The following is a 12,662-nucleotide window of genomic DNA, read 5'->3' as shown; positions in this document are numbered from 1 at the left end:
GTGATATAATTTTAGAAAAAAACAATGAATTTATTTTCGAAATAAATTCCAATTTATGTTGAAATCATCTTTTCAATTTAGTACATGATTTTCTTTGGCTATAACCATTAATAAACGTATTTTGCATAAAAAACCTTAACAATATAATAAACATGAGATTTACAAAATTCTTAACCCTATTGCTTTTTGCTTTGGGTATTTGCCAATTTGCGTATTCAAATAATACAGCCAATCCCGAATATACCTTAGTGATTGAAGGTTTCGATTGGGGGCCAATGGTCAATAAAGTTATCGTTGGTTTAGATGCTCCAACCAAAACAGTTGAGATGCAAGATTACAACGTAATGGCTGAGAGAAGCCATAAATGTGCTGAAATTCCTGCTGCTTTTGCCAAAGGAAATAGAACCGTTGTTTTTGCGTATGTATCTGATAATAAGGGCAATAGAGTTGAAGAAGGCTCTTTTGTTACTTTGGTATTGTACGTGGCACCTAATTCGCCAATTTGTTCAGCATTTCAATATTCTCAAAAAGCAGCTTGTCGTGGCAATCAATGGGTAGATTACAAAGTAACTGTTACAAACACCAAAACCAACCAAGTGTGGAACAAAGAGAAAAACCGCATGATGCCTTTGGCTGATGAATTTGATTTAACAGGAAAATATGAATACGAAGCTGGCAAGAATTTGACTTACGCCAGTTATTCACCAAAAAATAATAGTAAAAAACTGCCGCTTATTATTTGGCTCCATGGAGGTGGTGAGGGTGGCACCGACCCTAGCATTGCAATGCTTGGTAACAAAGCTTTTAATTATGCTTCGCCTGATATTCAAAAATATTTTGGAGCAGCTTATGTACTTGTACCACAAACACCTGGTGCGTGGATGCACGATAAAGATGGCAAAACGCAGTCAGGAAATGGCGAAGATGTTTATAATGTGGGACTTATGAAATTAATAAAAGATTATGTAAGCAAAAACCCAATGATTGACACCAAGCGAATTTACATTGGCGGTTGTTCTAACGGAGGTTATATGTCATTGAAATTGATTCTGAAAGAGCCAAAGTATTTTGCAGCAGGTTATATCAGTGCTTTGGCTTATCAATCGCAATACATAACAGATGCTCAGATAAATAGCATAAAAAATGTGCCGATTTGGTTTATCCAAGCCAAAGACGATAAAGTTACCGACCCATTATTAACGGCAGTTCCTGTTTATGAAAGACTGAAAAAAGCTGGTGCAAAAAATGTGTATTTTAGTTTTTTCGACCATGTTACTGATTTATCGGGTATGTTTGGTGGCGAAAGCTATTATTTCAATGGGCATTGGTCTTGGATATACTCACACGCCAATCAAGTATTTAAAGATTTTGATGGTTCTTATGTAAGACTAAACGGCAAACCCGTTTCTTTAATGGAATAGATGGCTTCTCAGTCAATTAAGTAAGTTTTTTATGGAAAAATGCCACGAATTCTAGTAAAATTCGTGGCATTTTCTAATTCAACCCTCGCCCAAATATTGCATTTTTAATATAGAAAATCTTCAAAAGTTAATTTTTCCTTTGATGTCAATTTAATAAATTTGTAACATATCCATAAAGATAAAAAAAACAAATTGCCGATTATTTTAACTACTTATGAAAAAAAAGCTTTTAGTTTTTGCTTTAATTAGCTTTTCGTTTTCGGCTTTTTTTGCTTGTAAAAAAGAGGAACAAGTATTAATTCAGCAAACAATTAACGATAATATTGATAAAGAGATACCCATTACGATTCAGTATTTGGGGAAATTGCTTTTTTATGACCCAATATTATCAGGAAAAAAAGATGTTGCTTGTGCAACTTGCCATCATCCTGATTTTGCTTACGCCGATGGCCGTGATTTATCAATAGGTGTTGATGGAATTGGCTTAGGTCCAAATAGAAAATTTTTAATATCTTCATTTACTAAAAGAAAATCTCAGACCATTCTCAATACGGCTTTTAATGGTATGGATGCAAATGGCAAGTATGATTCCGCCAATGCACCTATGTTTTGGGATTCAAGAGCCAAAAGTTTGGAAGAACAAGCATTAATACCTATCAAATCTGCGGTAGAAATGCGTGCTGATATTTATTCAGAAGAAGTTGCAATAGATAGTGTTCTCGCACGATTAAGAAATATTAAAGAATATCAAGCTTTGTTTGCAACAATTTTTGGTGGACAGCCACAACCCATTACATCTGCAAATCTAGCTAAGGCTATTGCTGCTTTTGAACGTTCGTTGGTAGCAATGAATGCTCCTTACGACCGTTATATGCGTGGCGAAACAAGTGCCATGACAGATTTACAGATTCAAGGTATGAGCTTTTTTCAGATAAATGGTTGTGGGCGATGCCATACTGGCAATATGTTTTCTGATTATCAATTACATGTACTTTCTGTACCTGATAATCCAAAAGCAAGTGAGTCTGATAATGGCAGCAAAGGCACTTATGCTTTTCGTACCATGAGCTTAAGAAATGTCAAATTGACTGCACCTTATATGCACAGTGGGGTTTTCAAAACATTAGACCAAGTTTTTGACTTTTACAATTTAATTTTAAATTCAAAGTCACAAAACCCAAATGTTCCAAATACTAAAATCGACCCTCTCGCCACAATTTTAAGACCTAATAATAATTCACGGACTGCGATTATGGCGTTTATTGATGCTTTAACAGATGAAAAATTTGACAGGTCAATACCAAAAACAGTTCCAAGTGGCTTGAGTGTAGGAGGGAATATTAAGTAAAAAATACTTGATATTAAGAAGAAAACCTATCAAATCTCCAACTTCCTAGTTGCCATCCACTTAATAATTTCAGGATTTCTGTGGTCAAAAAAAAGACTTGTTTTCGTATCAAGGGTTTTAATGTTTTCTATATCTTCAGTATTGAGTTTAAAGTCAAAAATGTTAAAATTTTCTTTCATTCTCTCTATACGAACCGATTTTGGAATAACAACAACACCACGCTGAATAAGCCATCTCAAAATAATTTGAGCGACACTTTTATTGTATTTTCTTGCCAACGATACCAATAATTCATTCTTGAATATATCGTTTTTCCCTTCTGCAAATGGCCCCCAAGATTCGATTTGAATATCGTTTTCTTGTAGAAATGCCTGATTATCAATTTGTTGATTGAACGGATGTGTTTCTACTTGATTGACGGCAGGAACTATTTTATTAAACATCATCAAGTCTATCACACGGTCAGGCTGAAAATTTGAAACACCAATCGCTCTTACTTTTCCAGCTTCATAAAATTCTTCCATTGCTCGCCAAGAACCGAAAATATCGCCATAAGGTTGATGAATCAGATATAAATCCAAGTATTCGAGTTGTAGGCGGTCGAGCGATTTTTGGAATGCTGCTTTCGTATTTTCATAACCAGTATCTTGTACCCAAAGCTTGGTTGTGATGAAAAGTTCTTCTCTCTTAACTCCACTTTTTTTGATGGCATCGCCTACCGCTTGCTCATTCTGATAAGATGCAGCAGTATCAATAAGTCGATAACCCACTTCAATAGCATCAATTACGCATTTCTCACATTCGTTGGCATCTGGAATTTGAAATACACCAAAGCCCAGAATTGGCATTTCGATGCCGTTGTTTAGTTTCACTATTTGCATATCTAGTTCAAATTTTTAAATTCACTTGGCGTATAGCCTACTTTTTCTTTAAACAGCCTCGTGAAATGCTGCGGATATTTAAAACCTAACTCATAAGCAATTTCATTAACAGTTTTATCGCCTTCAAACACCATATTTTTTGCTACCTCAATGGTTTTGTTTTGAATGTAATCCTTTGCCGATTGCCCTGTTTCTTTTTTTATTAAATCGCCAAAATAGTTAGCCGATAAATGGAGTTCATCAGCAAAATAAGCCACCGAAGGCAAACCAATGATATGTGGCTTATCTGATGCAAAATAGGTATTCAACAAACCTTCAAATTTCTCTAAAATACCTTTGTGAGCTACATCTCTTGTAATGAACTGACGGTCGTAGAAGCGTTGGCAATAATCTAAAAACAACTCCATATTGCTCGCTATCAATTTTTTACTGTGTTTGTCGATAGGTTGTTTTAGTTCAAATTCTATTTTGGCAAAACAATCTAAAATAAGTTGTCTTTCGTCATCTGAAAGGTGCAGTGCTTCATGCGTTTGATATTCAAAAAACTTATAGGTATGTATCACTTTTCCCAGATGTGTTCCAATTAAAAAATCAGGATGCAAAACCAAACCGTAGCCCGATGGTTGGTAAATTACCTTAGGGTTATCAATGATTGTAAACTGATTAGGTGCAACAAATACCAGCGTACCAGCCTGATAATCATAATAATGACGACCATATCGCATATCGCCACACTTTACATCTTTTAAGATAATACTATACAAACCATGCTGAAATCTAATTGTATCTGCATCGCCCCATTCTCTCGGATTAGCTTTTGAATAATCAAGTACACTCACCAATGGGTGTAGCGTTTTATGGTTATTAGCAGCGTTGTACTCGCTGACATTATCTAAGCTTACAATTTTTTCCATATTAGTTTTTGTTGAAAACCCCTGTTAATAGTAGAATCTCGAAACAAATTTAATAGTTCTTTGGTAGTCTTTTTTCATAACAGTAAAAATGGTAGAAAAAGCAGTAATTTTTATACTATCAAAGCAAGAAAGTTCATCGAAATTTGTGCTTCAATAAAACAAAAACATTACTAAAAATGAAAACAAACATCAAAATTTTAGCTTTATTTCTTATTTGTTCTATTTCAGCTTTTGCTCAATCATCAAAAGATGCAGAAACCGTTTTGCAATTATCCAAAGATAAATGGCAATGGATGGCAGATAAAAACGTAGATAAACTCAAAGATTTATTTGATGCCAAAGCTAAGTTTGTTCACATGAGCGGCACATGGAAAACTGACGAAGAACTCGAAATTATCAAAACTGGAAGCATTTGGTACAAAGAAGCAAAAGTGCATGATTCGGCAATAGAAGTTTCTGGGAAAACTGCTATCGTTTGGAACAGAATTACACTCATAGCTATGGTAAGAGGTAATGAAGCCAAAACTGAATTTACAGTAACAGAAGTCTATCAAAAACAAAAGAAAGATTGGAAAATGCTGGCTTTGACTTTCAGTAGCGTGAGAGATACGCATCAGATAAAGAAATAATTATACCTTTTTAATAATACAAAAATGAAAAAATCAATTTTTGGAATCTTAACTTTTATTTTATTTTCAATGAATACTTTTGCCCAAAATACGGTTGCCGAAGAAATCAAAACCCTTTCAAAAGATAAATGGCAATGGATGGCAGATAAAGATGTAGATAAACTCGGAAAACTGTTCGACGACCAATCAATGTTTGTTCACATGGGCGGCTCTTGGGGCAAAGAACGTGAGTTAGAAATTATTAAAACAGGTTTCATTCACTACAAAAAAGCCGATATTCACGAGGTTTTCACGCCAATAATTATCGAAAATACGGTTATTTTATTAAATAGAATTACACTTTTTGCAGTTGTTGCCAATACTGAAGTGAGTAATCCATTTATGGTTACAGAAGTTTATGTTAAGGTTGGAAATGAATGGAAAATGGGTTCACTTTCATTTTCAAAACTAATGGGACCAAACTAAATAATTGACAATCTGAAAGAATATAAAATTAAAAATAGTGGCATAAAATAATGGAAAAAGTAATATTAAACAACGGCGTTGAAATGCCAATTCTGGGGTTTGGCGTTATGATGTTGATGGGTGAAGAATGTGAGGAAGCCGTTATCAATGCAATTGAAGCAGGTTATCGTTTATTTGATACCGCTGAACTTTATGGAAACGAGCAAGCAGTTGGAAATGCGATTAAAAAAAGTGGTATCCCTCGTGAAGAATTGTTTATAACAACCAAATTTGGGAGTAAAGAAGCGGGTTACGAAAAGACAATGGCTGCTTTTCAAAAATCTATTGATGCTCTACAACTTGATTATATTGACCTGTATTTAATTCACCAACCCTTTGGCGATATATTCGGCTCTTGGCGTGCGATGCAGGAGCTATACAATGCAGGAAAAATTAGAGCAATTGGAGTTTGTAACTTTTTACCTGATAGATTGATGGACTTAATTGTTAATAGTAGTTTTACGCCAGCAGTTAATCAAATCGAAACTCACCCATTTCATCAGCAGCACGAAACCCATCAGTTTTTACAAGACAATAATGTACAAATTCAAGCTTGGGGGCCATTTGCCGAAGGAATGAATGGTGTTTTTACCAATGAAGTCCTTTCAGCTATTGCTATAAAGTATAATAAAACAGTTGCACAAGTTATCTTGCGTTGGTTGACACAAAGAGGCGTGGTTGCCATTCCTAAGTCAGCACATAAAGAAAGGATGCTTGAAAATATTAATATTTTTGATTTTAAGCTATCTGATGAAGATATGCAGGCTATCCAAATTTTAGATACCAAGCAAAGTTTGCTTTTTAGCCACCGTGACCCAGCTATTGTAAAATGGATGAGTGAATATGGATGGGTAAATAATTAAACCAAACGAAAACCATTTATGGCTATATTTGTTTATGTGGAAATTGGTAATGAGTAAAAAATGAGTTGTTTTTCTTTATTAAATCGTTGATTATAAGTAGATTACTTATTTGTTATGTATCAATGAAATTGATTGAATAATTAATTGTAAATTTGATTTCAAAATCAAAAAATATGCAGACCCAAAGCCGTCGTTCATTTCTAAAAGCATCAGCTCTTTCGGGCGGAGGATTTATGCTTGGTATTAGTTTTTTGTCAAGTTTCAAGCCGCTTGGAAAGCCGCTTGAAGCCACCCAAATTACTAATTTACCTCTCGATTTCAACGAAATAAATGGTTTTGTAAAAATTACGGCTGATAATATCATTAAAATCATGTCGCCCAATCCCGAAGGTGGACAAGGTGTGAAAACCTCGATGCCGATGATTGTGGCAGAAGAATTGGATGTTGATTTTTCTAAAATTATCATTGAACAAGCAGATTTAGATACCAAACATTTTACTCGACAATTTATCGGAGGCAGTCAAGCGATTCATCAAGGTTGGCAAAGCCTTCGCACAGCAGGTGCAACCGCACGCCAAATGCTACGTGAAGCCGCTGCCAAAACATGGAATGTACCTGTTGAAGAAATAAGCACCGAATTGGGTGTTTTGTACCATAAAAACTCTGGGAAATCAGCCAAATATGGCGATATGGCAACCGCCGCAGCACAGATTCCTGTTCCGAAAGACGTAAAACTGAAAAACGTCAAGGATTTCAAAATCATAGGAAAAAGCAAACGCAATGTTGATTTAGAGAAAATAGTAACTGGCAAACCTCTCTTTGGAATTGATACCCGAAAAGAAGGAATGTTGATAGCCATGATTGTGCATCCGCCTGCAATGGGATTGAAATTTAAGGCAATACAAAACGATGCAGCCATCAAAAAAATGAAAGGTATTAAAGATGTTTTTCATATAAAAATATTCAACGATGGCTACGAAAGAACGTTTTTTGACACCAACCAATTTAATGAAGTGGTTGCGATTGTGGGCAACAGCACTTGGGAAGTAATGCAAGCTAAAAAAGCCTTAAAAATAGACTGGCAAGAAGCAGAGGCTTATGCTGAAAATAGAAATATGATGGGTCGAAAAACTGTGCTAAACATACCTGCAGGTTTAGAAAATTCGGCCGACCATGCCACCAAATTTGCAGAACGAATGGCTCAAGGTGGCACCGTTCGCCGAAAAGATGGCGATATTGAAACGGCTTTCAAAAATGCAACAAAAGTTATTGAGCGTACCTACAATGTGCCGTTTTTGGCTCATAATTGCATGGAACCCATGAATTTCTTTGCTCATGTGACCGATGAAAAAGCCGAACTTTCAGGTCCACTCCAAAAACCCGAATTTACCGAACAAGCTCTTTCGGCTCGTTTGGGAATGCCTCTGGAGAAAATTGATATAAAAATGACACGTTTGGGTGGTGGTTTTGGTCGTCGTTCTTATGCTCATTGGTTGATTGAGGCGGCTTTGGTTTCGCAAAAAGTAAAAGCACCCGTAAAACTCATTTATACCCGTGAAGACGATATGACAGCAGGAATTTATCGTCCTTCATATTCAGCAAAATATCGTGCTGCACTCGATGTCAATAATAATCTGATAGGTTTTCATGTAAAAGTGGGCGGAATGCCACAGTCGCCATTGGCGGCAAATCGCTTCCCAGCAGGAGCAATTGATAATTATTTGGCAGAAGATTTTATGATTGACACCAACATAACCGTTGGCTCATATAGAGCCCCACATTCAAATTTTATGGCTGCCGCCGAGCAATCTTTTCTTGATGAAATTGCTGAAGCCGTAGGCAAAGACCCAATCACTTTCAGATTAGATTTACTGAAACGTGCCAAAGAAAATCCAGTCGGTAAAAACAATGATTATGAACCAGAACGCTTTGCAAAAGTGCTGGAATTGGTCAAAGAAAAATCAAATTGGGAAAGCATTAAAACGAGCAAAAAATTGGGTTTTTCTGCCTATTTCTGCCATGATTCGTATGCGGCCCATATACTTGACTTGGAAATGAAAGAAGGCTCGCCAATCATCAACAAAGTTTGGTGTGCCATAGATTGTGGCATCGTTGTAAATCCAACAGCCGCCAAAAACATGGCAGAAGGAGGCATTGTTGATGCACTTGGAGCAGCCATGTACGGCAAAATGTCTTTCACAAAGGGCGTTCCAGATGTCAATAATTTCCACAATTATCGCATGATTCGCCACAACGAAGCACCAAAACAGATAGAAATACATTTTGTAGAAAATACCATTGACCCAACTGGTATGGGCGAGCCAGCTTATCCGCCAGTTTATGCAGCTTTGGCGAATGCACTTTATAAAGCAACTGGTAAACGTCTTTACAATCAGCCTTTTGGCGAAAGTTTGTAGTTGACAAATTGTTTGATTTTCGTAAGTTTTCATTTGAAAAGCATTATTTTTTACTGATTTATTTATATATTTTTGTTAAATTTTAAATGAAGTAAATACAATACTATGGCAAAATATTCTTTAAAAATCAATGGGAAAACGCAACAAATAGATGTTGACCCATCAACGCCCATTCTTTGGGTTTTACGCGACCACCTCAATTTGCCAGGAACCAAATTTGGCTGCGGAATGGCTATGTGTGGTGCATGTACAGTTCATCTTGATGGAAATGCGGTGCGTTCTTGCAGTTTACCCGTTTCAGCAGTTGGAAAATCAAGTATTACAACAATCGAAGGACTTTCAGCAAAAGCTGACCACCCAGTGCAGAAAGCATGGCTCGAACACGATGTGGCTCAATGTGGCTATTGTCAATCAGGACAAATCATGTCTGCATCAGCTTTACTCAAAAGCAATCCAAATCCGACCGATGAAGAAATTGATGCTTACATGAGTGGCAATATTTGCCGCTGTGGGACTTATCTAAGAATTAAAGAAGCTATCAAAACGGCGGCTAAAAAGTAATCTTCTAAAAAGCTTGAAAAATGGAAAATACAAAAACATATAATAGACGCTCATTCCTGAAATCTTCGGCTTTGGCAGGTGGCGGAATGTTGCTAAGTTTCAGTTGGTTTTCGGAAGCAAAAGCTGCTGAGAAAGTAGCCCAATTAAGCTTTCCTGAACAATGGTCTGAATTGACAGCCTATATCAAAATTACACCTGATAATGTAATTAAAATTTTAGTTCCAAACCCAGAATTTGGACAAAATGTAATGACTTCTCTACCAATGATGGTGGCAGAAGAATTGGATTGCGACTGGAAAAATGTGGTGGTAGAAATGGGTACGCACGATAATGTGAAATATGGCCCACAATTTACAGGTGGAAGTAATTCAGTAAGAATGTACTGGAAGCCTTTGAGAAATGCTGGGGCAGCGGCTCGTCAAATGCTCATCGAAGCAGCAGCACAAACTTGGGGCGTTCCTACATCTGAAATCACAACAAAAGCGGGTATTTTATCTCATTCAAGCGGAAAATCGGCTAGATATGGTGAAATGGCTGCCAAAGCTGCTACCATCGCAGTTCCAAAAGATGTAAAATTGAAAGCTCCTAAAGATTTTTCGATTGTAAGAAATTCAAAGAAAAATACAGAAGGAGTAAAAGTTGTTACGGGCAAGCCACTTTTTGGAATGGATTATCGTGTTGACGGTATGTTGATTGCCATGATTCAGCATCCACCTGCATTTGGCATGAAATTAAAATCTTTTGATGCCACCGAAGCAAAAAAAATGTCTGGAATTAAAGATATTTTTAGCTTCAAACTCTACGATGATGGTTTCGAGCAAGGTGGTTTCGATACACGTGCTTTCAATGAAATGATTGCTGTTGTCGGTAATTCTACTTGGGAAGTAATGAATGCTCGAAAGAAACTTAACATACAATGGGAAGCTGCTGGCGACGTAAAAGATACGATGAACGGTAGAGGTGGAAAAAGAGAAATAACTGTTCCTGGTAGATTAGAAACAACTAGTCGCCAATTTGAAATGATGGCTGAATATGCTAAAAAACCAGCCACACAATTAAGAAAAGACGGTGACCCAGAATCAGCTTTCAAAAACGCTACTCAGATTATCGAACGTACATATAATGCTCCATTTTTGGCACATAATACAATGGAGCCAATGAATTTTTTTGCTCACGTGCAAGATGACAAAGCCTTAGTGGCTGGACCATTGCAAGCACCAGGTTGGATGGAACCAACGCTTGCAAAATTATTGAATCTTCCTGCTGATAAAATCGAAATTCAAATGACCCGCATGGGTGGTGGTTTTGGTCGTAGAGCTTATGGGTCGTATGTCTATGAGGCTGCTCGTATCTCACAAAAACTCAAAGCTCCTGTAAAATTGATTTATACCCGTGAAGACGATATGACTTACGGGATTTATCGCCCAATGTATACTGCAACTTACCGAGCGGCTCTCGATGCCAACAAAAATCTGATTGGCTTTCATGTAACTGGTGGCGGTATTCCAGAAAACCCTGTTCATGCCAATCGTTTCCCTGCGGGTGCAGTTGATAATTATTTAGCCGATGGTTGGGAAATTCCATCAAACATTACAATCGGTGCTTTTAGAGCTCCACGTTCAAACTTCAATGCAGCAGCAGAGCAATCGTTTTTGGACGAAGTTGCCGAAGCAATGGGTAAAGACCCAATAGCCTTCCGTCTTGATTTGTTGAAAAGAGCTAAAGAAAATCCAGTTGGAAAAAACAACGATTATGATGCAAGTAGATATATTGGCGTTTTAGAATTGTTGAAAGAAAAATCTGGTTGGGGAAAACCAGAAAATGCTGGCAAAAAACGTGGCGTAGCAGCTTATTTCTGCCATGCTTCTTATGCTGGTCATGTAGTTGATATGGTTATGAGAGACGGACAACCGTATGTAGAATCAGTAACTTCAGCAGTTGATTGTGGTGTAGTTGTAAACCCAGATGCGGCCCGAAATATGGTGCAAGGTGCAGTAGTTGATGGAATCGGCCAGTCGTTTTATGGAGCTTTAACGCACAAAGATGGTGCAGCCGAGCAAAATAACTTCCATAATTATCGAATGATTCGTCATAACGAAGCTCCACAAAAAATTGATGTTCATTTCGTAGAAAATGACATCGACCCTACTGGACTTGGCGAACCACCATTTCCACCAGTTTTTGGGGCGGTTGCTAATGCTTTATTTAAAACTACTGGTAAAAGGTATTATAATCAGCCATTTATGTCCGAACAGCCTAAATCATAAGTTTAAAAAAATCGAGAACCGAAAATGGTTCTCGATTTTAATTCTCCAAATATTACTTTTTCGTCGGAAACAGTCCTTGTAATTGGTCATCTCGCAACCAAATACTTACCCATATCAAAATACCAAATACAATTGGAGCTGAAATCATTCCTAAAGAATCTTTGTGAATAACATGGGTAGCAACTGCTCCACCCATCCACGCAGTTAGCAATGATGCACCTAAAATGCTGGTTTTAGGGTAAGCAAATAGTAATACAAAAACCAATAAAATGATACCAAGGTATAAGACCGAAGATTCTGGATAGCCAAAATCGGTAGCTCCTTTTACTGCCATTTCAGTTTGTAAAAGATTGTTGGCGGCTCCCATAAGAAACATAACTGATAAGATACCTTGTAGACCATACGAAGTGTACAAACGACCTTTTGAAATAGATTGATTTTCCATAGTATTTAGGTTTAGATGAATATTTTATGAATTTTGCTTTTACAGTTGAAAATTGCAAAAAATAAGCGGTTTTTCATATTAGAACTATCAAAAAAACAATGTTCCTCTCTTAAAATTTACAAAACCTACATTTCCTCCACATAGATATTTTTTAATTATTCTCTCAAAAAGTTATATATTTTAATCATTAAGCTCCTTTTTGATGATACCATTTGATGCTACCATCGGCAATTTTGTTCGCAGTCATACTAATCAAATTTTTAAAAATTTGCAACAACCCTAAATTAAACCATTTTGTAATTAATACATAGAGATACCGTTTCAAAAATAAGATTTTCCAAAGACAAGATTGTACAGGAAGGTTTCTTAACATAGGATTACTATCTTTATGGATTCATATTTAACCTTTACC

Annotated in this window: 12 protein-coding genes; 8 read left to right on the top strand and 4 right to left on the bottom strand. The window is 36.6% G+C overall.

The window, feature by feature from the left end; all coding sequences use genetic code 11:
• Window positions 1-152: 152 nt before the first annotated feature.
• Together MJQ71_RS02310 and MJQ71_RS02305 are read left to right on the top strand one after the other, a co-directional pair.
• Window positions 153-1,421: a prolyl oligopeptidase family serine peptidase gene (locus MJQ71_RS02310; RefSeq protein ID WP_238804107.1), complete on the top strand. Its 1,269-nt coding sequence runs from the start codon at window positions 153-155 to the stop codon at window positions 1,419-1,421.
• A gap of 214 nt (window positions 1,422-1,635) precedes the next feature.
• Entirely contained in the window at window positions 1,636-2,769 is a 1,134-nt protein-coding gene (locus tag MJQ71_RS02305) for a cytochrome-c peroxidase (RefSeq protein ID WP_238804106.1), read from the top strand.
• 29 nt (window positions 2,770-2,798) lie between these two features.
• Here the strand turns inward: MJQ71_RS02305 and MJQ71_RS02300 are convergent, their stop codons facing one another.
• Together MJQ71_RS02300 and MJQ71_RS02295 are read right to left on the bottom strand one after the other, a co-directional pair.
• Entirely contained in the window at window positions 2,799-3,650 is an 852-nt protein-coding gene (locus tag MJQ71_RS02300; RefSeq protein ID WP_238804105.1) for an aldo/keto reductase, read from the bottom strand.
• A 2-nt stretch (window positions 3,651-3,652) separates the two neighbouring features.
• Window positions 3,653-4,564 (bottom strand): helix-turn-helix domain-containing protein, encoded by a 912-nt coding sequence (locus MJQ71_RS02295; protein WP_238804104.1) that lies wholly within the window; start codon window positions 4,562-4,564, stop codon window positions 3,653-3,655.
• 176 nt (window positions 4,565-4,740) lie between these two features.
• On the opposite strand from MJQ71_RS02295, the gene MJQ71_RS02290 reads away from it, so the two are divergent.
• From MJQ71_RS02290 to MJQ71_RS02265, 6 genes are all read left to right on the top strand, one after another.
• Complete coding sequence (locus tag MJQ71_RS02290) at window positions 4,741-5,193, top strand: nuclear transport factor 2 family protein (protein ID WP_238804103.1); 453 nt, start codon at window positions 4,741-4,743, stop codon at window positions 5,191-5,193.
• Window positions 5,194-5,217: 24 nt separating this feature from the next.
• On the top strand, window positions 5,218-5,658 hold the full coding sequence (locus MJQ71_RS02285) for a nuclear transport factor 2 family protein (protein ID WP_238804102.1): 441 nt from the start codon (window positions 5,218-5,220) through the stop codon (window positions 5,656-5,658).
• A gap of 50 nt (window positions 5,659-5,708) precedes the next feature.
• Window positions 5,709-6,560: an aldo/keto reductase gene (locus MJQ71_RS02280; RefSeq protein ID WP_238804101.1), complete on the top strand. Its 852-nt coding sequence runs from the start codon at window positions 5,709-5,711 to the stop codon at window positions 6,558-6,560.
• A 173-nt stretch (window positions 6,561-6,733) separates the two neighbouring features.
• Window positions 6,734-8,977 (top strand): xanthine dehydrogenase family protein molybdopterin-binding subunit, encoded by a 2,244-nt coding sequence (locus MJQ71_RS02275; protein WP_238804100.1) that lies wholly within the window; start codon window positions 6,734-6,736, stop codon window positions 8,975-8,977.
• A 105-nt stretch (window positions 8,978-9,082) separates the two neighbouring features.
• Complete coding sequence (locus MJQ71_RS02270; RefSeq protein WP_238804099.1) at window positions 9,083-9,538, top strand: (2Fe-2S)-binding protein; 456 nt, start codon at window positions 9,083-9,085, stop codon at window positions 9,536-9,538.
• Window positions 9,539-9,558: 20 nt separating this feature from the next.
• Window positions 9,559-11,805 (top strand): xanthine dehydrogenase family protein molybdopterin-binding subunit, encoded by a 2,247-nt coding sequence (locus tag MJQ71_RS02265; protein WP_238804098.1) that lies wholly within the window; start codon window positions 9,559-9,561, stop codon window positions 11,803-11,805.
• Between the two features lie 52 nt (window positions 11,806-11,857).
• On the opposite strand, the gene MJQ71_RS02260 is transcribed toward MJQ71_RS02265, so the two are convergent.
• Together MJQ71_RS02260 and MJQ71_RS02255 are read right to left on the bottom strand one after the other, a co-directional pair.
• Complete coding sequence (locus tag MJQ71_RS02260; protein WP_238804097.1) at window positions 11,858-12,250, bottom strand: DoxX family protein; 393 nt, start codon at window positions 12,248-12,250, stop codon at window positions 11,858-11,860.
• Between the two features lie 187 nt (window positions 12,251-12,437).
• On the bottom strand, window positions 12,438-12,623 hold the full coding sequence (locus MJQ71_RS02255; protein WP_238804096.1) for a hypothetical protein: 186 nt from the start codon (window positions 12,621-12,623) through the stop codon (window positions 12,438-12,440).
• Window positions 12,624-12,662 lie beyond the last annotated feature (39 nt).

The organism is Emticicia aquatica, from assembly GCF_923079645.1.
GTDB lineage: Bacteria > Bacteroidota > Bacteroidia > Cytophagales > Spirosomataceae > Emticicia > Emticicia aquatica.
The sequence above is the reverse complement of the archived record's forward strand: the minus strand, read 5'-3'. Positions and strand labels throughout refer to the sequence as shown.